At 43.4% G+C, this 22,472-nt stretch carries 17 protein-coding genes; 7 read left to right on the forward strand and 10 right to left on the reverse strand.

What is annotated here, in order from left to right; genetic code table 11:
* Positions 1-162 precede the first annotated feature (162 nt).
* The 4 genes from zwf (at position 163) to LYZ37_RS19305 (ending at position 4,202) form a co-directional block, all read left to right on the forward strand.
* A complete protein-coding gene (gene zwf / locus LYZ37_RS19290) occupies positions 163-1,665 on the forward strand; it encodes a glucose-6-phosphate dehydrogenase (protein WP_272787202.1) in 1,503 nt (500 codons plus the stop codon).
* On the forward strand, positions 1,662-2,378 hold the full coding sequence (pgl, locus tag LYZ37_RS19295; RefSeq protein ID WP_272787203.1) for a 6-phosphogluconolactonase: 717 nt from the start codon (positions 1,662-1,664) through the stop codon (positions 2,376-2,378). Before zwf ends, pgl begins: the two co-directional genes overlap by 4 nt.
* Before the next feature lie 35 nt (positions 2,379-2,413).
* Entirely contained in the window at positions 2,414-3,862 is a 1,449-nt protein-coding gene (gene gnd / locus LYZ37_RS19300; protein WP_272787204.1) for a decarboxylating NADP(+)-dependent phosphogluconate dehydrogenase, read from the forward strand.
* A 196-nt stretch (positions 3,863-4,058) separates the two neighbouring features.
* Positions 4,059-4,202, forward strand: coding sequence for a hypothetical protein (locus LYZ37_RS19305; RefSeq protein WP_004742687.1), 144 nt, complete (start codon positions 4,059-4,061; stop codon positions 4,200-4,202).
* A 48-nt stretch (positions 4,203-4,250) separates the two neighbouring features.
* Here the strand turns inward: LYZ37_RS19305 and LYZ37_RS19310 are convergent, their stop codons facing one another.
* On the reverse strand, positions 4,251-5,147 hold the full coding sequence (locus tag LYZ37_RS19310; protein ID WP_171323524.1) for a LysR family transcriptional regulator: 897 nt from the start codon (positions 5,145-5,147) through the stop codon (positions 4,251-4,253).
* 252 nt (positions 5,148-5,399) lie between these two features.
* Between LYZ37_RS19310 and LYZ37_RS19315 the strand changes: the two genes are divergently transcribed.
* The gene (locus LYZ37_RS19315) at positions 5,400-7,556 is read left to right on the forward strand and encodes a TonB-dependent hemoglobin/transferrin/lactoferrin family receptor (RefSeq protein ID WP_272787205.1); all 2,157 of its coding nucleotides are present in this window, start codon (positions 5,400-5,402) and stop codon (positions 7,554-7,556) included.
* Between the two features lie 448 nt (positions 7,557-8,004).
* Here LYZ37_RS19315 and LYZ37_RS19320 read toward each other — a convergent pair whose 3' ends face one another.
* The 4 genes from LYZ37_RS19320 to LYZ37_RS19335 all read right to left on the reverse strand — a co-directional run bounded on the left by LYZ37_RS19320 (position 8,005) and on the right by LYZ37_RS19335 (position 10,734).
* Entirely contained in the window at positions 8,005-8,256 is a 252-nt protein-coding gene (locus LYZ37_RS19320) for a hypothetical protein (RefSeq protein WP_272787206.1), read from the reverse strand.
* A complete protein-coding gene (locus LYZ37_RS19325) occupies positions 8,256-9,974 on the reverse strand; it encodes an SgrR family transcriptional regulator (protein WP_272787207.1) in 1,719 nt (572 codons plus the stop codon). The genes LYZ37_RS19320 and LYZ37_RS19325 overlap by 1 nt, the downstream gene beginning before the upstream one ends.
* Positions 9,975-10,051: 77 nt before the next feature.
* On the reverse strand, positions 10,052-10,285 hold the full coding sequence (locus LYZ37_RS19330; RefSeq protein ID WP_054962862.1) for a DUF3389 family protein: 234 nt from the start codon (positions 10,283-10,285) through the stop codon (positions 10,052-10,054).
* A 2-nt stretch (positions 10,286-10,287) separates the two neighbouring features.
* Positions 10,288-10,734, reverse strand: coding sequence for a hotdog fold thioesterase (locus LYZ37_RS19335; RefSeq protein WP_004742681.1), 447 nt, complete (start codon positions 10,732-10,734; stop codon positions 10,288-10,290).
* A gap of 104 nt (positions 10,735-10,838) precedes the next feature.
* Between LYZ37_RS19335 and LYZ37_RS19340 the strand changes: the two genes are divergently transcribed.
* On the forward strand, positions 10,839-11,627 hold the full coding sequence (locus LYZ37_RS19340; protein ID WP_272787208.1) for a M48 family metallopeptidase: 789 nt from the start codon (positions 10,839-10,841) through the stop codon (positions 11,625-11,627).
* A gap of 41 nt (positions 11,628-11,668) precedes the next feature.
* Here LYZ37_RS19340 and LYZ37_RS19345 read toward each other — a convergent pair whose 3' ends face one another.
* Entirely contained in the window at positions 11,669-12,751 is a 1,083-nt protein-coding gene (locus LYZ37_RS19345) for a site-2 protease family protein (protein WP_272787209.1), read from the reverse strand.
* 253 nt (positions 12,752-13,004) lie between these two features.
* On the opposite strand from LYZ37_RS19345, the gene LYZ37_RS19350 reads away from it, so the two are divergent.
* Positions 13,005-13,562, forward strand: a complete 558-nt coding sequence (locus LYZ37_RS19350; protein WP_272787210.1) for an alkylphosphonate utilization protein — start codon at positions 13,005-13,007, stop codon at positions 13,560-13,562.
* A 63-nt stretch (positions 13,563-13,625) separates the two neighbouring features.
* Here LYZ37_RS19350 and pulA read toward each other — a convergent pair whose 3' ends face one another.
* From pulA to LYZ37_RS19370, 4 genes are all read right to left on the reverse strand, one after another.
* Complete coding sequence (gene pulA / locus LYZ37_RS19355; protein WP_272787211.1) at positions 13,626-19,667, reverse strand: pullulanase-type alpha-1,6-glucosidase; 6,042 nt, start codon at positions 19,665-19,667, stop codon at positions 13,626-13,628.
* 324 nt (positions 19,668-19,991) lie between these two features.
* Entirely contained in the window at positions 19,992-20,690 is a 699-nt protein-coding gene (locus LYZ37_RS19360; RefSeq protein WP_272787212.1) for a DUF1223 domain-containing protein, read from the reverse strand.
* A gap of 130 nt (positions 20,691-20,820) precedes the next feature.
* Complete coding sequence (locus LYZ37_RS19365; protein ID WP_069669505.1) at positions 20,821-21,012, reverse strand: hypothetical protein; 192 nt, start codon at positions 21,010-21,012, stop codon at positions 20,821-20,823.
* A 286-nt stretch (positions 21,013-21,298) separates the two neighbouring features.
* Entirely contained in the window at positions 21,299-22,258 is a 960-nt protein-coding gene (locus tag LYZ37_RS19370) for a TerC/Alx family metal homeostasis membrane protein (protein ID WP_272787213.1), read from the reverse strand.
* Positions 22,259-22,472 lie beyond the last annotated feature (214 nt).

The following is a 22,472-nucleotide window of genomic DNA, read 5'->3' on the forward strand; positions in this document are numbered from 1 at the left end:
CAGTTGCAATTAATAATTCAAATGGCATGAATTTTTGGTTTTGCCTATCAATACAATAGGTACGACCTATTTTATAATTTGAGGTGTCGTTGATACCGTTGGCAAACTTTAGTGCCAACAACTTAGGCACATGCTAACTACCTCGTTTCTAAGGGAAAGATGATGGTAATACCAGAAAACAGCAGCATCGTTATTTTTGGTGCTTCGGGCGACTTAACCTATCGCAAGTTGATCCCTGCTTTATATCACCTTTACTCAAACAAACAGCTACCAAAAAACTTCGCCATTTTAGGTGTAAGCCGAACTGAGTACAGTGATGACTCTTACCGAGAAAAGCTAAAGCGTTCACTCCAAGAAATGGAGAAAACAGAGCCAGCTACTCTTGATGCTTTTATTAATCATCTGCATTACCAAGCCATCAATACTTCAGATACTGCCGACTACGCTAAGCTATCAACCCGTCTTAACCAGCTATCTGAGCAGTACAGTTTCGAACAACGTAACACCCTATTCTATTTAGCTACACCTCCTAGCCTTTATAGTGTCATCCCGGCAAGCCTTGCCGCTCATGGACTAAACAGCGAAGAAGACGGTTGGAAGCGCCTGATCATTGAAAAGCCATTTGGTTATGATCTTGCGTCTGCACAAAAACTAGATAAAGAGATCCATGATCACTTCCAAGAACATCAGATCTATCGCATTGACCACTACCTAGGTAAAGAAACGGTACAAAACCTTCTTGTATTCCGCTTCTCTAACGCAATGTTCGAACCTCTTTGGAACCGCAACTTCATTGATTATGTAGAAATCACTGGTGCTGAATTCCTTGGTGTTGAAGAACGTGGTGGATATTACGACGGTTCTGGTGCGGTTCGTGACATGTTCCAAAACCACTTGCTACAGGTTCTAGCAATGGTTGGCATGGAGCCACCTGCACAGATCAACGCTGATTCTATGCGTGATGAAGTCGTTAAAGTCCTTCAGTGTTTGAAACCGCTAGAAGAAGATGATTTACGAAACAACCTTGTGTTGGGTCAATACACAGAATCTGACGTTCGTGGCGAGTTCCTACCAAGTTACCGTGATGAGCCTGGTGTTGCTGAAGACTCTCGTACAGAAACTTATGTCGGCCTTAAGGCGTACATTAACAACTGGCGTTGGAACGGCGTACCATTCTACGTACGCACAGGTAAACGTCTGCCGACTCGCGTAACTGAAGTTGTCATCCACTTTAAGCAAACACCTCACCCAGTATTTGGCCAGAATGCTCCGGAAAACAAATTGATTATCCGCATTCAACCAGATGAAGGGATTCAGATGAGCTTTGGCCTTAAAGAGCCTGGCGCAGGCTTTAATGCTAAAGAAGTGAAAATGAACTTCCACTACGCGTCTCTACAAGAAACGCAAATGCTAACGGCATACGAGCGTCTTCTACTTGATGCACTAAATGGCGATGCAACGTTGTTTGCACGTAGCGATGCTGTTGAAGCGTGTTGGAAGTACGTTCAACCGATTCTAGACTTCAAACAAGACCCGCAAGCCCTATTTGGATACGCTTGTGGTACGTGGGGACCAAAAGAGTCTGACGATTTGTTACAACGTGACGATCGTGCATGGCGATTCCCATGTAAAAACCTAACAGATACGGATTATTGCGAACTATGATCAATCACAAGATTTTTCAAACAGCTGACCAAGTTGTAGAAAGCCTAGCTAATGATATGAAAGCGTTCAGCGAGCTTGACCGCCCTGTTCACATTTCACTGTCTGGTGGCAGCACACCAAAGATGCTGTTTAAACTTTTAGCGCAGGCACCTTATGCCGAAGGCATTCAATGGAACAACCTACACTTTTGGTGGGGAGACGAGCGTTGTGTTGCCCCTGATGATGCTGAAAGCAACTACGGTGAAGCTAACGCACTACTGTTCAGCCAAGTTAATCTACCTGCAGAGAACATTCACCGTATTCGTGGTGAAGATGAGCCAAAAGTTGAAGCTGAGCGTTTTGCTAAAGAAATGGCATCTGTAATCCCTGCTGAAAATGGAACACCAGTATTCGATTGGATACTTCTTGGTGTTGGCGCTGACGGCCACACGGCTTCGCTATTCCCAGGCCAAACAGACTATCAAGATGAGAACTTATCAGTATTAGCTTCTCATCCAGAATCAGGTCAAATCCGCGTATCTAAAACCGCTAAGGTATTAGAATCCGCGAAACGTATCAGCTACCTTGTACTTGGTGCGGGTAAAGTTGATATCGTAAACGAAATTCATACCACTCCAGCGAGTGAGCTGCCTTACCCTGCAGCTAAAATCCAGTCTAAAGCTGGTGAGACGGAATGGTACTTAGATTCAGACGCAGCAGCAAAAATCGCTTAGTGCGAGCGTCCAAATAGGAAAATTGGAGAGAAATAATGAAAGGTGATATCGGTGTAATTGGCCTAGCAGTAATGGGTCAAAACCTTATCCTAAACATGAACGACAACGGCTTCAAAGTTGTTGCTCATAACCGTACTGCTGCGAAAGTAGACGAGTTCCTAGAAGGCCCTGCAAAAGGCACTAACATCGTTGGCGCATACTCTCTAGAAGAGTTAGTTGAGAAGCTAGAAACGCCACGTAAAGTAATGCTAATGGTACGTGCTGGCGCAGTTGTTGATACGTTTATTGACAATCTAATCCCGCTTCTAGACGAAGGTGACATCATCATTGACGGTGGTAACACTAACTACCCTGACACAAACCGTCGCGTAGCACATTGTCGTGAAAAAGGTATTCACTTCATCGGTACTGGTGTCTCTGGTGGTGAAGAAGGTGCACGTTTTGGCCCTTCAATCATGCCAGGCGGCGCAGCTGAAGCTTGGGAAGCGGTTAAGCCTATCTTCCAAGGTATCTCTGCAAAAACTGACGCTGGCGAACCTTGTTGTGATTGGGTTGGTAACGACGGTGCTGGTCACTTTGTTAAGATGGTACACAACGGCATCGAATACGGTGACATGCAACTTATCACTGAAGCTTACCAGTTCATGAAAGATGGTCTTGGTATGTCAGCTGACGAAATGCAAGCCGTATTCGCTGATTGGAACAAGACTGAGCTAGATAGCTACCTTGTTGAAATCACTGCAGACATCCTTGGCTACAAAGATGAAGACGGTGAGCCACTAGTAGAGAAGATCCTAGACACTGCTGGCCAAAAAGGTACCGGTAAATGGACAGGCATCAACGCGCTAGACCTAGGTATTCCACTAACGCTTATCTCTGAGTCTGTATTCTCTCGTTGTCTGTCTGCTCTTAAAGATCAACGTGTTGAAGCTGAATCTCTATTCGGTAAGACAATCACGCCAGTTGAAGGCGATAAGAAAGAATGGGTTGATGCACTTCGTCAAGCACTACTTGCTTCTAAGATTATCTCTTACGCTCAAGGTTTTATGCTAATGCGCGAAGCATCTAACGAGAATGGCTGGGATCTAAACTACGGTAACGTAGCACTTATGTGGCGTGGTGGTTGTATCATCCGCTCTGCGTTCCTAGGCAACATCCGTGATGCGTACGAAGCAAACCCAGACATCGCGTTCCTAGGTTCAGACGAGTACTTCAAAAACATCCTACAAGGCAGCCTAGCTGCATGGCGTAAAGTAGCAGCGAAATCTCTAGAGTCTGGCATCCCAATGCCATGTACGATTTCTGCGCTATCTTTCCTAGACGGTTACACAACTGCACGTCTACCAGCTAACCTGCTTCAAGCGCAGCGTGACTACTTCGGCGCTCACACTTACGAGCGTACTGACCGTCCTCGTGGTGAATTCTTCCACACTAACTGGACTGGTACAGGCGGCGACACGGCTTCTACTACCTACGACGTGTAAGAATTAGCTGAAAGGATGAGACTGAGGTTTATTAATACCTGAGTCTACTTCTATAATTAAGCTGTTATGGAGGATGTTAACTAAGTTAACATCCTCTATTTTTTGAAACCTACAACATGGAATCTTCATCAAGCGATGACGATTAGGTGAATTGTCTAACCTGGATGGTTACAACTGTAAAATAGAGGTTCTTTCGATGACTATTAATAAGTACTTTGTTTTTGTTCCACAACAAGAAGAACGTGGGATGAATAAGGAACATAAAGTGGAAAACGAACAGGAAACTCAACGTCAGGCTTTAGTAAAACAAGCACAGCAGCAAGGTGGTGTGCAAGGCTAGGTTTCTAAACTAGAAGGGAGCGATAAGCTCCCTTTTGTTTTACTTGGTTTAAATCTTAGATGTCGCTTTAAAATGCTTGATTAAGTATTGAATACACCAAGACTTAGCTTCACCAATTTTATTACGTTTCCAAGCTAAGATGATCTCAATCGGTTGAGATTCGGTGTCGGTTATCTGCTTTAAGTCACCGCTCGCAATAAGTTGAGTTGCTAACTCTTTTGGCAAGGTACCGATACCTAAGCCTGTCTTTAGCGCCTCTACTTTTGCTGAAAAGTTGGTCACGGTTAGTCTCGGTTGTCTTTGAGTTATGTTGACGCTGATTGCTGGCTGCTCGCGGGCCGTATCCGCTATTGCAATAACGCGATATTTTTCACGCGCTTTTTCGTCGAATACCCCACTGCGTTTATGTACGTAATGATCCGTCGCTGCTACCCAGATCATTTCCATTTCACCAATGGTTTCAGCTTTTACATCTTGAGGTAGCGTTTCCATTCTTGGACAGACCAATAAATCTGCTCGCCCTGAACTTAACGCTTCCCAGCAGCCTGCGAGTATTTCTTCTTGGAGCTTAATCCTTGTTGAACTGACATTACTTAAGTCATTAACAAGGTTGAAGAAATTAGCAACTGGGATAATACCATCAAAGGCGAGTGTAATATCCAGTTCCCACCCATTGGCCAGTACACTTGCATCATTTACAAGCTTGTCTGTTGCTAGCAGTATGTCCCTTCCTCGTTCAAGAATCAGTTTACCTGCTTCCGTAAAATTAGCTTTGTGCCCAGAGCGATCAAAGATCATAATATCGAGATCTTGTTCGAGCTTCTGAATTTGATAGCTCAGTGAAGACGGTGCCCTATCGAGTTCGTTTGCCGCAGCAGCAAAGCTTCCACGCCGGTCAATCGCATCTAATATATGTAGCGCTTCAAGTGTTATTGGGCTCTGCAATATTATCATCCTTATTAATAACAATTAACGACATAGTGATCATTATCACACTATTAATTGACAAAGTGAACCTTTACAAATGTAAACAAAATGTTTAAGCACTTGTAATATTTGAATTTTATTCAAGTTCGCATACGGGTAGAGCAAAAAAACCACCACTTTTCGAAATGCAAACAATAGTAATTATCATTTAGATCCAATAGAATGCCGTTCGTTCAAAGAAAACCTATATGGATCAAAGGTAATTATAAAATGTATAAGAAAACTTTCCTGTCAGCTTCAATTGTTTTGGCCCTTGCGTCAACTGCTCATGCCGAAGAATATGCCCTCTTCGACGAAGTTGTTGTTTCAGCGACTCGTACTGAACAAAGTAAAGCCGATGTTAGCTCTTCTATCGAAACCGTTTCATCTGAAGATATCGATAACACCCTTTCGACAGATGTAAAACAAGCGCTTAAATATACTCCTGGTGTTAATGCTCAAGGTTCAGGCCGTTTTGGTATTTCAGGATTCAACATCCGTGGTATGGAACAAAGCCGAATTAAAGTTATGGTTGATGACGTTCAGCAACCTGTACCTTACAACTCTGGTGGCGGTACTCAGGCAAAACATCAAAACACATTTGAAATCGATACGCTTCATAGCATCGAAGTCAATAAAGGCGCATCGTCATCCTTATATGGTTCTGATGCACTTGGTGGTACTGTACTGCTACGTACTAAGAATCCGGACGATATCCTCATCACTGATGGCGATGAACACCGTTTTGGCATTAAAACTGGCTACACATCTGCTGATGAGACATTCAAAACGACCGGAACGTGGGCAATGCGCAGAGACAAGCTAGAAACGCTGTTAATGCTTACCTACGCAGACGGAAATGAGACTAAAAAGCATGGCGACGGAGCCGATATTGAAGGTGATGATCGTGGTGCAGCCAATCCAGCAGACAAGAAAGTTCAAAACCTTCTAGCAAAAGCTTACTACCAGTTAAATGAACAACATCGCTTGGGACTAACAGTCGAGCATCATGACTTCAAGTACGAAGAAACGGATCTAGAAAAGCTATCGTCGACTCCACCTTATAACTACAGTAACGCTTTCAATGACGACAATAACAAACGAACTCGTGTGACATTGGAACATGAGTGGATGCTTAATGCTGCTATCGCCGATCAGCTAAACTGGTCTTTATCTTACCAAGATTCACAATCCGTTAATGATAATGGCGATACTACAGATGCTAAAGGCAAACGAGTCCGTGTTCGCGATACGCAAGACAATTCAATCCAGTTTAACTCACAGTTGAACAAAATCATCGAGAATGACTCTTCAACACACGAAGTGACTTATGGCCTGAGCTATATTAAAAATGACTTCGAGCTGAGTAATACTGATTACTTCCTTGACTCAGGTACGTCTGCACCGAGCACTAAAGGTACAAGTCCGAACGCGACTCTTACGCAATGGGGTGCTTTCGTACAAGACAATGTCTTCCTAATGGATGAAAAACTGGTTGTTACAGGCGGCTTGCGATTCGATTCATTTGAGTCAAATCCAGAGCAAACGCCTAGCTACACAAACACGGTATCTAAGAACAGCGATTCTGCCATTACAGGTAATATTGGTACTGTGTACCACCTGACTGACAAGTTCTCTACATTCGCTAAGATCAGTACAGGCTTTAAAGCGCCAACCGTGTATGACTTGTACTACTTGTATGATGAGGGTGCGATAGTTGAACCTAATCCGGATCTAAAAGCCGAAAGCAGCATTTCTTACGAAGTGGGCTTTAGAGGCAACAATGAGTTTGGTCGCTTTGAGCTAGCCACTTACTTCAACCAATACGATAACTTTATCGAAACTGTTGCTACGGGCTCTAATGGTTCTAAGACTATCTACACCAACAAGAATTTAGACAAAGTAGAAATCTACGGTGCCGAACTATCTAGTACCCTGCTTATGGACAAGGCTTTTGACTTACCAGAAGGTACATATACCAAACTATCTATTGCATACTCTGAAGGTAAGGACAAGAAAACTGGTGAAGCGATTAACAGCGTTGCTCCACTCACTTCTATTGTCGGTATGGGCTACGATAACCCTAACCAAACATATGGTGGTGTTATGAACATTACTATGGTTGCTGCTAAGACAGATTGGACGTCAATGACCGATCGAATGGGCAATTCTGTAGAAAACGTTGATGTTAATGGATATACCGTCGTTGACCTAACTGCTTACTACCGTCCAATGCAAGATTTAACATTGCGAGCAGGTCTGTTTAATGCTCTAGATAAGAAATATCATTTATATGATGACTTATCAGGTAAATCTAGTGTTTCAAACATGGACTACTACTCTCAACCGGGTCGAAACTGGGGTGTGAGCCTAGATTACCAATTCTAATTTAGAACTTTAAAACCAAAGCCAGCTATCAAGCTGGCTTTTTTTAGTTAATCACCTACTTAAATCATAAATATCAGCAAGTTAAAGGTAATAAAAAAGCCCCTAAACTAGGAGCTTTCTTGGGTATATTCATCAAAAATTATAGAAAAAATGGTATGAATAGACCGATTATTTAGCTGCTGCCATCTCTTTCTTAACCATTACAGCTGCTGCAACGATGAAAGTGATGATAAGACCTAGCTCCATTACAAACCCCTAAAGTAAAGTTGGAAAAACCGAAAAGAAACTGCGGCTATTCTAACACCATTAAAAAACAATGATACCCCTTAACGAGATTTTTACGTTTTATATCGATTGAGATCAAATATTGCGTCGTGATGTCTATTTTCTACAATCTTACTAATCAATTAGTTTATAAAATGGTTTAGAGAATTGTTCTAATGCGAAGCTATTTCATAGTAACTTTGCCACCGATTATTTTGTAAGCAGGAGTGCCTCTAATCAAAGTCTCTCGGGCAAATTCACCACCGCACTGAGGGCAAATACAGGGCTGTTCGGTGTAATCAGAAACAATTCTTTCCTTAAAACATTTCACAAGAGACCCTTTGCCCCCTTTTCTGTACTTAAATAACTGGATTTTACATTTTGCGCAGTAAATCTCGACCGTTTTAGACGGTTGTTTCTTATTAGGTTTCGCCACTACCCTTCCTCTTGATGCGAATTTGTTGCCTCAGCTATTTCAGGTTTGACCCAAACTTTGCTGAAATCAAACCATCCAAGCGCATTACATTTCGCATTTTGTAACGAACCACAATGGTCTTTACTCACCCCTAACCAACAGTGAAACATGGGAATGAGCTGCATCTTTTCTACTAAAGATTTTCCAAGCTCTTGTGCAGGGAAACTAGCATTTTGTGTTGCTTGCCACTCTTGTACGACTTTAGTCCAATGTTCGAAATCCTCTTCACGGCTAAGTGCCTCAATATCGCTATTATTGAGTAGCCACCCTGCTAGTGAATCATCCCTGTTTGTGGTGATTCCCATCGGTTTAACCCAAATGTCCACTTCTGAAGTATCTTCAACGGTCAAGTCATAGTTAATAAAGTTAACGCTCAATCCATCCTCTTTAAGCAAGCCTTCAATACATTTGACCAAGGTTGGGAACATTGGGTGCTGACCGTGGTAAGCAATAGTGACTGAACGATAGGAAGGTGGTGACGTATAACCATGCCTTGTATGGTGATACCAACCTGGCTTTAAACCATGCGCCGGAAGTACACCTAGTTCGACGATTTTCTCTTGAGGTAGATGCTGGAATAAATTTAATGTGCCCAACTTCTGGGTGAAGTAATTCGCCCAATCATTGGCCGCCGCTAGTCCATTTTTTCGGTTGAGTAGTAAATAGGTGCAACCCGGATCGAGGTCTACGCTATCGGCATAGTTGGCCACTTCAGGCTTAAGGGGTTTAGATAAGCTCGGGAAAATCATCGACGAATGTAGGTCATCAATCACCCACACTTCGATTCGATCTAACAGGGGCCTAAAACCAAAGTAACCGTCAAAGGCTTGTAAAACGAGGCGTTTATTGTCGTTTTGAATGACTCGGTAAGGCCCTGTACCAACAGGGAATAGATCATAATCCTCAGCTCTATTCTCTTGCGGCAACATAATTTTCGCGCAAGATTCAGAAAGCAATAGCGCCAATTGATAATCATCGCGTGAAAGTTTTACATCAACGATTAAGTGACTTGGAGAGCTCACGTCTGCGATATGTGAAAACAGCTTCTTCTGTTGAAGTGCCAATAAGTTATCAACGACCGTTTGAGAAGTGAGCAAGTCTCCATTGTGAAACCTAACACTCGGGCGAATGTAAAACCGCCAATGACGAGGAGTGAGCATTTCCCATGAATGGGCCAGATCAGGTTGAAGTTCTTCACTGTCATCGATGTAAGTTAAACCACTGAAAATCTGCTGGACGATATGCAGCTCAGAACGGCGAATCGGCAACGTAGGATTTAACGTAGAAAGTGCACGGTAATATGGCAGCCTGACAACTTGCTGGCCTTCTTGATGAACAATGCCAAGATAGCTTTCAACCACTTGAGCAAGTTTTGCCGTATCTTGATCTAATACTTTTAGCGCTTGGCCAATCTTCCCTTCTTCAAGATATCGGCGCGCTAGATTTTCGCTGACATCAGCTCGGCTACGCTTAAAGATTAACTGAGATAACTTTCCTCGACCGGGAGCTGGGTGCCATTCCAACCACCCTTCTTCTTCCATTTTATTCAGAACAATTCGAGCGTTACGACGAGTACAAAACAGTATCTCGGTGATATCTTCAAGCTGGACACCGCAATCTTGCCCCTTGTAATGCTCAAACAAGGTTTCAAACTGAACTCTAAGTCTTGGGCTGCTCATAAAGAGGAAATCTCATACTAGTTAACCTAGCTCTAAGTTTCCTCATTTAATATTCTCGAATCAAGATAAAAACACGATTATTGGACTTGGCTGCCGATTTGCTCGGCAATCTGTTGGATTTGTTGTTCATTGTCCAATTTTATCGACCACTTGGTTTCGCTGCCGTTAGCGGCAATAACATTCGCCCCTCTCCCAATCAGAGTGATAGCATCGGTTTGCGCTTGAAGCGTCACCATGTGCTCACCGGAAAGCTTTACCACCACTTCGTGGTTAGTCACAATGATTTTTCCGCTTTTAAAAGGAATCATCATCGTTATAGTCCTTTGTCTGACGACGCAGATTTTTTATGTTTAACAGCGATGGTCAACCGACTCGTACACACCAAACGTTCACGCTCATCGGTAATATTAATTTGCCATACTTGAGTGGATACCCCTAAATGAATGGGCTTAGCTGTACCAATAACGGTGCCGCTTCTCATTGAACGTACATGGTTGGCATTAATGTCGAGGCCCACACAGTAACTTCCTTTTGGGACACAGAAATTAGCCGCAACTGAGCCAAGCGTTTCGGCCAAGACAACAGACGCACCACCGTGCAGCATACCAAGCGGTTGGTGAGTAAACGAACAAACAGGCATAGTGGCCGTTATAAAATCATCACCTACCTCGGTATAAATAATGTTTAGGTGATCTATCAAAGTATTTTCTGACGTCTTATTAAGGGCTTCAAGGCTGATCGATTTTTTCCAGATTGTCATTATGCATTCCACTACTGAATGTGATTACCAAGAATTGTACGCTAATGCTATGATGTGTATAGCTAAATAGTAAGTTTAATATTGCGATTGAAACGGAGAATTCAATGCAAACGTGGTTTAAATTCGTCACTCTCACTGCCGCAATGGCAATGACAGCCTGTACTTCTTCCCCAACAGGTCGTAACCAACTGCTTCTTTTTTCAGATTCAGATATGAGTAGCTTGGGTGCCCAATCGTTCGAGCAAATGAAGAAAGAACTCAAGATTAGCTCTGACGCTAAGACAAATGCTTATGTTCAGTGCGTAACAGATTCGATTACTCAACATGTCCCGAAACAACCAGGATTTGATAGCTGGGAAGTCGTCGTGTTTGATAGTGATCAAGTCAATGCGTTCGCGTTACCAGGCGGCAAGATTGGTGTCTATACCGGTTTACTTAAAGTAGCGGTTACTCAGGACCAGTTAGCGACCGTTATTGGCCATGAAATCGCACATGTCCTCGCTGATCACAGCAACGAACGACTGTCTCAATCTCAAATTGCCAATGCCGGACTTCAACTGACCAATATTGCGCTCGGTTCTTCCGAATATGCACAGTATCGAGGAGCAACCATGGCAGCGCTTGGATTAGGCGTACAATATGGTGTTTTAATGCCCTACGGTAGAACTCAAGAATCGGAAGCGGATATTGTGGGGTTAGAATTGATGGCGAAGTCTGGCTTTGATCCTAACCAGAGTGTCGATCTTTGGAAAAACATGGCTAAGGCTTCTGGGGGGGCTCAACCGCCTGAACTGCTCTCAACGCACCCTTCTCATGGAACTCGTATTCAGGATCTATCCGCTAAGATACAGACATTACCCGAAAACAATGTAAAGCGCCCGAACTGTATTTAGACATTAACAAAGGGAGCAAAAATGCTCCCTTTGTCTTTAATTTATGTGCCTAATATAAGCAGTGGTAAGCTTAACAATTGATCGCCAGTTGAAGCAAAGAACCAAATAATTCCAATCAATGAAGCAACAAGCCCAATGTACCAAACTGCAGCGACAGCTTGACCGTATCTATCGAGTGGAAGTAAGTGGCTATGATGTCTTCCTCTCCACTCAATCACGATTTCCAGCATGCCCATGATAAGCAGGAAACCAAACAATGTAAGCCCTAGTGAGTAGCTTAACACCACGCCACCAGCGGCCGCTGCGGTACACAAAACTATTCCCGCCACACTGTTCATCGAGAAACTGATACTCTTTAATACATGCCCGCCGTCGAGTGGCAATATCGGTAGTAAGTTGAATAGATTTAGAAATGCATTAAATACCGCTAACCCTGCAAAAAACATCTCGCCAGTGATCAAGTAAGCAATGAGCAAGATGACAGACAGAATTAATCCAAACATCGGCCCCATGATCGAAATGACGACATCTTGCCAACGGGTATTTATCTTTTCGTCGCTTAAAGCTAACCCACCAAGAAACGGCACCAAGTAGATGCCTTTTGTCTTCATACCGAAGTACTTCATCGCGCGAACATGGCCATATTCATGAAAGACCAAACACGCAATCAAAGCCAACGCAAATTGAAAAGAAAACAACCATGAATACGCCGCTAAGCTCGCCGACGCAAGCACTACTTTAATCAGCTTTGCACTCTTAAGCGCTTTCATCCCAAGCGATAAAAGACCAATAAGGCTAAACTTTCTTTCTGGTTCCGGCTTAGTAAACGGTGTTTGCTTTTCTATGTCCTTAGTATTGCGACTTCCTTGCTCAATGACTTGGCTATCGACTGTAGCAACATACTCTAAGACAAATGGTTGCCATATCAGATTAGTTTCTAGTTTACATGACAGCTCTTGCTCACCATTGAGCAGAGTAAACTCATGGTAGGATTTTTCACCACGGTCAGCATTAGCATCAAGCTGAGACACGAGTTGATTGTTCCAAAACAGCTGTTGCCAACCCGCCATAGAGCCTTCGAGTCTAAGTGGTTTACCCAAAAACTCGATTGATAATAATTCCAATGTCTAACCTACTAAATTGATATAACAACGAGTCTGATTATGCCAATCTAGACTAGATAGGTAAAGGAATTGCTATTAATGTGACATTGTCACTATCTATAAAGCATTGATTGTTCGAATTATGTTGTTCAAATTTCTTATGAAAAGTAAGAATTCGTTGATTTATCGATTTGTATTCGGATTACGCTTTATTTTTGACAGATAAAGTGGATAATAGCCGGCGTTATTAACACCTATAAAATGTGAGTCCATTATGTCTTCTGAAGCAACTATGCTAGAACGCTGCCAATCAAAATGTGAATTATGTGCTGCTGATGCACCATTAACGGCATACGCTGTTCCCCCTCACAGCCATGTGACAGTGGATTACGGAATCATGGTTTGTGACAAGTGTCTTGGTGAGATCGAAGAACCAACAGACATCAATCACTGGCGTTGTCTAAACGATAGCATGTGGAGCCAAGTTCCTGCAGTTCAAGTTACTGCATGGCGTCAGCTTACTCGCCTAAACACAGAAAGCTGGGCACAAGACGCACTAGATATGATGTACATGGAAGAAGAGCAAATGAACTGGGCAATGACTGGCATGTCTGCAGACGACAAACCATTCGATTGCAACGGCGTTGAACTTAAAAAAGGTGACGACGTAACGGTTATCAAAGACCTACCAGTTAAAGGTACTAACCAAGTCATCAAGCAAGGCACTGTTATCCGTGGCATCAGCATTGGCGACGATCCTAAGCTAGTTTCTGGTAAAGCGAACGGCGGCCAATCTATGTACGTTATCGCTGAATACTGCCGTAAGAAGTAATTAGATAAGCTTCGAAATAAGAAAGGCGCTCTATTGAGCGCCTTTTTTGTTAGGAGTTGATTGTTACTTGAGAAGAAGCAATCTACCAGTCAATGGAGGAACTTCAACAGCTCCATTGACAGACTGAACATTGATAGTTTCACCTGTCATTAGATCAACAAACTCTGTTGCGGATTTAACACGTGATAAATCGACGTTTAGCGTTCGTTGGCTCTCTCCCGTATTCAATACATAGATGATCTGCTGATCGCCATTGACTTTAAGATCCGCGTATAACGTATCGTCTAGCCAAAGGTTTCTTCGCTCACCATTGTATAGCGCTGGATGTTCGCTTCGAGCTTTCATTAGCTTAGCGACGTAAGCTTTCAGATCACTCTGCTCTGCGTTAAGTGTTGTTGATGTCACTCCTTCCACTTTTGCACTTGAGCGAGCAACGTGGTCATCGCACATGCCCTGCGTAACGCAATCAGAAGTAACTTTCGCTGCAAAGTTTTCAACTTCATCACCAATTTCCTCTCCATAGTAGAAAGTAATTGGCCCTGAGTACGCTGCTAAGAAACTGTATGCCGCTTTATGGCGTGGGAAGTAATTATTCAGCCCTCCACGTTGGATCAGATCACCAAAACGAACCAGATCGTGGTTACCAATCATTAAGTTTGGCATTGCATGATAAGGCGCTTTTGTTCTTGAGTTCCAATCTGCGTCGAGTGCACGTGCATTACTCTTAGCTCCAGACTCTTCAACAGCAAGCGCCTGAACTAAACCATAACGAAGCGGGAAATTAAACGCTGATGAAAGCCCTGGTTTGGCATCGCTACCATAGACAGTACGAGTAATTTCATCCGCACTGCTCCATGCTTCACCTACCATGTAACCCAGAGTGCCCCATTTCTTACCTGCGATAACATTTTCCATCGATGCTTTTTCAACAGCCGTTCGGATATTGCGCCAGCTATCAAGCGGGACTTGGTAAGCTTGGTCCAGTCTCCAGCCATCAATGCCATACTCTTTAATCCAGTATGTAGCGACTTCAGTGAAGAAGGCTTCACTGTCAGCGTTCGGATAGACAACATATTGGCCTGGATAACCTGATTCCTTTCTCAAACTTGGCACTTTACCGGTCGGTGACGGTTTAGCACCACTAATATGAGTATGACCAAACACACCGTCTAAGAACACATACAGCCCTTTCGCATGAGCGGTATCAATGAGCTCTTTTAGCTTCTCGTTGGTGCCGAATTTAGGGTCTACATTAAAGAAGTCACAGGCAAAGTAGCCCGTCGCATCGAGCTTATCATCACCACCTTGACCGGCACATGAATCAAACACTGGCGTTAACCAAAGCGCATTCATGTTTAGGCTCTTAATATAATCAAGGCTGTTAATGATTCCTTGAAGATCCCCTTTATGATGAGAGTTTCCGTAACCTACGCCATAGTCATGATTCGAATCTCCATCAACAAAGGATTCAACCATGACTTGATAAATGCGTAGATCACAGGCCGTGTTGTTATCGCTATAACATCCGTAATCGAGACCAGTATCTTTCACGGTAACAACTAAAGATGACTTATCTTTCGCATTTAGACTAAAGTCATAAACACCTTGGTTAGTGACCGTAACCTTAATGTTTCCATTACCCGCATCTTCAAGCGTTATAGAGCCATTGGCAACCGAGAATGAACCAAAGCCAAGGTTAAGTGTGCTCCAATCTGACGAAGCAATCTTAAACTCATACACACCAGGCGTTAGATACCCATTAAATGTATAAACACCATCGCCTTTGTACTGCATTTCACTACTCGTGTTCCAACCGTTCATAGAGCCGCGTACATACACCTTGGTCGTCCCATAAGGCGCGACATCAACTGGCTTGTTATCAACAACGAGTCCTTCACCTTGACCTCCACTCTGCGGCAAGACAAATACAGCTGCGGTCAGTGGAGGAACCGTAAAGTTCTCGTTGGCGAACGTCGCTTGTTTAACGATAGGATCATTTGAATTTCTCAACGCATCATGTAGAACAAAATCTTTTGCCCCAGCTACTTTGAGGGTTTGCTCAGAAGTATTGGCATTGATTACGACCATTAATGCATCATTGTTGCTATCGAGATCAGCACCTACAGAAATACCATCGTTAACTGACATAGCAATTAAGCCCGGTAAGGCGTTGCTTCCCGTATTGTGGAATCGTACGCGATCGACCACCTCTTTTTCAGAAACTAGCTTGAGAAGAGGCGTTGAAGAACGAACTTGCAATAATGCTTTAAACGCACTGTCTGTCCATTCGATATCTTTAGCCGACGCAACGGTATTTGGGTTGCTGATGATAGATTTAATCGCATTCCAGTTAGCTTGGTCTTTGTCTGCTCTTGGTAAGCCGATATTCCAGTTATTCGTTTGTTTGCTGAAATCAACCTTGTTATACCAATCACCACTGTCGTAACTATCACGCTCCATTGATTTAGAGCGAAGTAGTTCTGAGCCCATATGAAGGAATGGTACGCCTTGACCGAGCATCACCGTCGACAAACCAACAATCTGCATTCGAGCTCGTTGCTCTGCCGTCATATCTGCAGACGCTTTATATTGGTTAAAGTCCCACAAGGTCTGGTTATCATGCTTAGAGACATAGTTGATCGACTCTTGAGGGTCTAAAGTATAGGCTGCGCCTTGACCACCATATTGGTAGTCTTTGCCATACACTACGCTGCCACTATAGGTTTCAAGAGGGTAATTTTGTAGGTTACCTGTCATGCCATAACGGATTAGATCCATTTTCGACTTCAATGCATCATCAAACCTGTCTCCAGCGTTTGCAAAGCCAGGAGTCTTCAGCAGTGCATCGCCACTATCGAAAGGACCGCCACCGCGCACTCCATCACGAAGCCTATCGTTATAGGTGCCGATTCCTGTGCCCGCCATTGGCCATTGTGTTGCGTTTTCACCACGTTGACCATTTGCAACTTCACCAAAGTTCCAACCTTCACCATAGAACCAAGTGTCTGGGTCAACTTGTTTCGTCTTATCATAAACATGCAGCATGCTCGACTTCATCAAGTGGCCCATTAAATCAAAACGGAAACCATCAATCTTGTAGTCTTGAGCCCACATCATTACGCTATCTGCAACTAGCTTTTCAAACATGCGGTTTTCTGATGCTGTGTTATCACAACAAGTCGAATTTTCTACCGCCCCGGTAATCGGGTTTAGGCGGTGGTAGTAACCCGGAACGGTTTTATCGAGCACAGATTTGTCGTAAAGACCGGATGAATACGTATGGTTATACACCACGTCTTGAACCACGCGGAATCCCATTTCATGCAGTTTTTTGACCATTTCTCGATATTCACGAATACGGTTTGTGCCGTCTTTTGACACTGCGTAGCTACCTTCCGGCGCACTGTAGTGAAACGGATCGTAGCCCCAGTTGAAACCATCAAGTGGCCTGATGTCAGCAAGAAGGGCTTGTGCCTCACCGGTATTAGGATCGGTCTTTTCTAGGAGGGAAAAGATCGTCGAACTGTGGCTGGTTCCATCTTCACACAATTTCGCTTTAGGATTGACTGAACATAGTTTACCCACCGTATCATTTAGGTTGACCGTTTTAGATTCCTGTTCCGGAATAGAAGCAAGGTCATAGCTTGGCAACAAGTGAATCGTTGTTAAACCAGACTCCTTCAACGACTTGAGTTGCTTAACGCTGTCACGCTCATCTTCTAAGAAAGCGGTATACTTACCGTTCCTTTCAGGCGTGCCATGCTTGTCACTAACGCTGAAATCACGAATGTGCAATTCGTAGATGATATGGTCTTCTGGATTTTGCAATACCGGGACATCGTGCGAATCCCATCCGTTTGGCTTAGTTTGCGCAGAATTTAAGTCCACAAGTTGAGAATGTAAGCTATCTGTACTCAGAGAAAGTGAGTAAGGATCGGTACTCATCATCCATTCAACGTGATCCGTTTTCGGGTGGTAGGTTTTGACGCGATAACGGTAGAAGATATTTTCTAATGAAGAGCTGCCTTGGTAACCCCATACACCTGTGTCTGAGTTCAACGTCATCTTAATCGGTGACGCTTGCACAAGCGCTTTGTCACTATCGTATAGATAAAGCTCCACATCTTGAGCTGTTGGTGCCCAAACCGCGAAATTAGCTGTATCACCGTCAATCCAACTCCCGAGCTTCGCTTCATCGGCATCGTTTGGTCCACTGGTGTATAGCGTATCTATCACTCCAGGAATCTGAATGCGTGTCGCGACCAAAGGTTTGCCTTGTTCATCAAGAGCAACGGCAATTAATTGCTGCTTAAGTAATGCCTTCGCCTCGTCCGCGGTTACAGCCAGATTGAACTGAACTCGACCTTTAAGGTGTGGAAATTTGGCATTATCGACTACGCCTGCTAGCCCTAGATCACGTTTAGTAAACATCTCAGGTTTGGTTATATCACCCGCTCCCGCTGAGGTAGACCAAAGCTGGTAACTTTTCGCTTGTGAATGATCAAACCAAGCTAAATTATTTAGATCTAACCAGTGTGCTGCAGCGCCAGAAAGTTCAACAACCGTTTGTTCGTTAGGAGAATACTTAAGAGTTGAACTACCGTGAGTGGTATAGAGTGTGTTGCCTTTGGTAAATTCAAGTTTAAGATCGTCACCACCCAATGCCTTATCATTGCCTTTATGCACGATAAAGTTCATACATGTGCCGTGCGCATCTTTAAGGGATACAACAAATTTAGCGCCGAACTCAGGGTCAATTTCCTTCCAAGCAAGCGGGTTCGCCCAATCGACACCATTCAACGCATCATCACTTACTGCATCACAGCTTCCATTGTTCCAAAGATGCAGTCCCCAATCGGCGTAATTGCCGTCTTCGCGCTTGTAATAGATAACCGCTTCTTGATACGTTGGCGCAGGTTCGGTAGACGTATTATCGGGGCTCTTAGGGTTAGGGTCGATGGAATCAGGTATCCCGTCTCCATCATCATCACTTGATGCAAAGTCCCCTAGACCATCGCCGTTAGTGTCTTTACTTTCAAGTCTATCCTTTGGAAATGCATCACTGTTATTAGGCGCACCATCACCATCAATATCCGTGTCTTCTGAATCTGCAATCCCATCTCCATCATAATCACTTGGCTTACTTTCTGCTGAGTAGGGATTGCTTCCCAGACGTTCTTCGTCAACATTGCTCCAACCATCGCCATCGATGTCAGGGTCTAGACTGTCTGGGATTTTGTCTCCATCAAGATCGGCAGGTTGACTAGAAGCGCTGTAAGGATTGGTGCCTAATTCACGCTCCACTTGGTCTGAGAATCCATCATTGTCATCGTCTGTATCACGATGGTCACCAATTCCATCATTGTCACTATCAACGGACTCTTGAATATCGTGGGGGAAAGCATCTACGCTGTCTGCAACGCCATCGCCATCTGAGTCCAAAGTCACTATTGGATTACCGCCATTCAGTGCCAGTGTTATGCCTTCTAGTGTTCGGTTACCGCGTTTCTTTTCTTCACCTAAGGCCTTTGTACCCTGCTCTATTGTGTCTAAAAGTGGCTCTAAAGTTTGCTCTTCAATAGAGTCAGGTAAGATTTGACTTAGGGCTTTCGCACTTCTTGCTACAAGCGCATTGCCATTTTCAATGTAATCGGAATCTAGATCGAGATGGGGCTGCTTTAACTGACGACGGAGTTTTTTCAGTGCTCTCTTTTCACTTTTCCCATCCATCATTTGTAGCGATACATAAGTCGACAGTGGCGTAATGTAACTGTACTCCGCTGGAGCGAGCATAACATACTCACGTGCTGCTGTTACGCCGGGAATATCGCTATCAATCGACTCCCCTCGTTTTACTTTCGCAATCAGGTGCGCGTTTCTATCACGCTTAGAGAGCCCACTGATATCAAGTACCGCATAGCCTTTCTCGTCTGTGATAGACGAAGGCTCATCGCCATCTTGCTTGTAGTTTCCATTTACGTCTAGCCAGACTTCGGCTTTTTCAATGTAGCCATCCATCACTTGTACTTCTAGCTGATCATTACAGCCAGCTAGTAGCCCAAGCGACGCCATGGCGATGCTGAGTTTGGTTGGTTTGATGTTCATTTTTATATCCATTTTAAATTCACGTTCTAAGGTCAAACTTGTTGAAATAAAGTCACAAAACCTCAGGTTTACGTTATATTTGGATATCAAAATCTCACCTCATCCTATAAAACCTCTCTCATAGGCGTAGACAAAAAGGAGTAGAACTGTTTTTGGATTGAATCTCACATAGCTAAGGCTGAATTCGATCGGAACATTACACTCATGTGGCACATAGAGTGAGGAAAGTGGCACTTTGTAGCAGTAGATGGCCGATTATCTGTAGGATTACAACAATGTGCCTCAAATATGAGAATTATGATCTTGTACGTGTTCTAGTGAAAGTTACTCTATCTTGCCAGCAACCGTCTGAATACGATTAAAACTTCCGACTGGAGTAATCCAAGCAGCTACGGCGTCAATATCGCTTAAATTCCCTTCATAAGTAAAAGTCCAATGGCCTTCTGAAGAGCGAGCTTGTGATCGGCTTACTGCGATAAAATCATGCTCTAATGTTTTTCCACGATTTTCACCTGCTCTAATTTGAGTGGTTTGATTGTTTGAAAGAAAAATGATTGTCGCATCTAGCGTAGAATCATCGTCATACTTCAGTTGGAAAGCATTATCCTTTCTTACTAAGGTCAAGCGTTTTGCCGCAGTTTGCTCGTTTTCAGGCAACTTCCTATTTACCCAATTGAAAAAGCCTCGCCACTCTTTACCGTCGACGACAAAACCGGGAGTGTAAACACTTCCCACTACATCATAAGCGTTATACAGGCGTTGTAATTGGGAGAACTCTGGCTTAGCAAACTTATCTTTCCATCCGAGATAATCCCAATAATCTACGTGATAAACCACAGGGATAAACTCGTCCCACAAGCCACTATTATTTTCAAATTTAGAGATGTATTTGTCTGCTGGTGGGCAGCTAGAACACCCTTCAGAGGTAAACAGTTCTACTACCTGAGCTGGCTGTCCTTCGTTAACCCAGATTTGGCCCGCGGATACGGTAGATACAACGGAGAGAGCGATCAAAGCGGTCATCATCAATTCCTTTCTGTGATACTTTTACTTATCTGAAGAGATTGACCGCCTGATGTTCGATTTAATTTCCTGAAAGCAAAAAAAAAACGCTAGCGTTCTGCCAGCGTTTTAGTGAAATCTGAAATCGCAATTAACGATAAAGACCAATATCTTTCTGCATATGACCCGATAGATCACTCGCATAGTGAGCGCGAGGTTCACTGTTGTCAGTGAAAAGAATATCTAATAGGTGTGCAATCAATCCTTTGAAAGAAACCGCGTAGGTTTTTTTATCCATAGAGATAGGAGCTTCGATGTTACCGATTTGCATTGCTTGTGCCATGATTGCCTCTCTATAAACTGTTTAATTCGTTTTGATGCGGCAATATTAAGCAATAATTTACTGCTCAAAAAATGACTATTTTTGTCTTTTCGGATTAGTTATTCTTATAAAACAAGCCATTAACAACCCACCTCGTCCATTATGCATGCGGAGTGAATAGTATTTCATTAAAGTCTGGTCTTTCTGAATTATTATTTTTTAGGCAATAAAAAAGCCGCCCTAAGATCACAAATATTTTACAACATATTTGGTTTTAGTAGCGGCTAGTCAGTTTTAGATTATTAGTTTATTTATCAACAACTACATTAGTTTTCATTGACTCATTTCTCTGATTTATAACAGATGCGATAACCGCAATTGTCATCGTCGTTAGCAGAACCAATAAAGAGACGACCGTCGGGATTTCCCACTCTGAACCAACAAGCATCATCTTGATACCGATGAAAACCATGATGAAAGACAGAGCTGGTTTAAGATAGATAAACTTATCCATCATACCTTGTAAAACGAAGTACAGAGAGCGTAAACCCAGCAATGCAAATACGTTAGCTGCTAGCACTAAGAACGGCTCTCTTGTTACCGCAAATATTGCTGGAATTGAATCAAGCGCGAACATGACATCCATAAACGCGATAACCGCAATCACAATGAACATTGGAGTCGCAATACGTTTGCCCTGCTCTACGATTGTTAGAGCGTTGCCTCTATAGCTTTCACTTACCGGAATAAAACGGCGAATGAGTCGTTCAGGTAGTGGGTTGATTTCCTCATCCCCTTTATCTCTCGCAAGCTGAATACCTGTCCAGATAAGGAACAACGCAAACACGTATAGTACCCAGTGGTACTGAGCAAGCAATTGAGCTCCTACAGCAATCATTATCGCACGTAAGATCAGCGCACCTATCACACCCCATAGCAAAGCACGTGGGCGTAAGTGTTCAGGAACTGCATACTGATGGAAAATAATCGCGAACACGAACAGGTTATCGACACTCAACGATTTTTCTAACAAATAGCCAGTGATAAATGAAACGGTTGCTTTCTCAGCCGTGTACTCACTACCCGGTGCGTAGAAATCCCAGAATAAGTAGATGGTAGCTGCAAACAAAAACGCCAAAGCGAACCAAAATACGCTCCAAACCGCTGCTTTCTTGATCGTGATTTGTCCACCGCGCGTTTGCCATATATCAAGCGCAACAAGGACTAGTGTCAGTATGCCGAAACTAAAGTAAGTAATTGGGGTCATAAATCCTCCAGAGGCGGAGGGATCGGATATGTTGAATTGTGACGATCCCTACCGCAAACAAACACTCTACCCCAATGCTTATAAGCACTGGTGTAGCATTTGATTACGTTGGTCTCGTCGAAATACTGCCTGATAGTGATTATCAGCAATACTTATACTTACCGGATAGAACTACGTCTAACGAGATGACGATAAGTAAACCAGAGGCGACTAC

The sequence above is a fragment of the Vibrio tubiashii genome (assembly GCF_028551255.1).
Lineage (GTDB): Bacteria > Pseudomonadota > Gammaproteobacteria > Enterobacterales > Vibrionaceae > Vibrio > Vibrio tubiashii_B.

Excerpts from the sequence above, each read along its gene's own strand:
- LYZ37_RS19325 (WP_272787207.1), bottom strand. The coding sequence starts at position 9,974 with ATGAGCAGCCCAAGACTTAGAGTTCAGTTTGAAACCTTGTTTGAGCAT.
- zwf (WP_272787202.1), top strand. The coding sequence starts at position 163 with ATGGTAATACCAGAAAACAGCAGCATCGTTATTTTTGGTGCTTCGGGC.
- LYZ37_RS19370 (WP_272787213.1), bottom strand. The coding sequence starts at position 22,258 with ATGACCCCAATTACTTACTTTAGTTTCGGCATACTGACACTAGTCCTT.
- gnd (WP_272787204.1), top strand. The coding sequence starts at position 2,414 with ATGAAAGGTGATATCGGTGTAATTGGCCTAGCAGTAATGGGTCAAAAC.
- pgl (WP_272787203.1), top strand. The coding sequence starts at position 1,662 with ATGATCAATCACAAGATTTTTCAAACAGCTGACCAAGTTGTAGAAAGC.
- LYZ37_RS19360 (WP_272787212.1), bottom strand. The coding sequence starts at position 20,690 with ATGACCGCTTTGATCGCTCTCTCCGTTGTATCTACCGTATCCGCGGGC.
- LYZ37_RS19330 (WP_054962862.1), bottom strand. The coding sequence starts at position 10,285 with ATGATGATTCCTTTTAAAAGCGGAAAAATCATTGTGACTAACCACGAA.
- LYZ37_RS19315 (WP_272787205.1), top strand. The coding sequence starts at position 5,400 with ATGTATAAGAAAACTTTCCTGTCAGCTTCAATTGTTTTGGCCCTTGCG.
- LYZ37_RS19335 (WP_004742681.1), bottom strand. The coding sequence starts at position 10,734 with ATGACAATCTGGAAAAAATCGATCAGCCTTGAAGCCCTTAATAAGACG.
- LYZ37_RS19350 (WP_272787210.1), top strand. The coding sequence starts at position 13,005 with ATGTCTTCTGAAGCAACTATGCTAGAACGCTGCCAATCAAAATGTGAA.
- LYZ37_RS19365 (WP_069669505.1), bottom strand. The coding sequence starts at position 21,012 with ATGGCACAAGCAATGCAAATCGGTAACATCGAAGCTCCTATCTCTATG.
- LYZ37_RS19305 (WP_004742687.1), top strand. The coding sequence starts at position 4,059 with ATGACTATTAATAAGTACTTTGTTTTTGTTCCACAACAAGAAGAACGT.
- LYZ37_RS19340 (WP_272787208.1), top strand. The coding sequence starts at position 10,839 with ATGCAAACGTGGTTTAAATTCGTCACTCTCACTGCCGCAATGGCAATG.
- pulA (WP_272787211.1), bottom strand. The coding sequence starts at position 19,667 with ATGAACATCAAACCAACCAAACTCAGCATCGCCATGGCGTCGCTTGGG.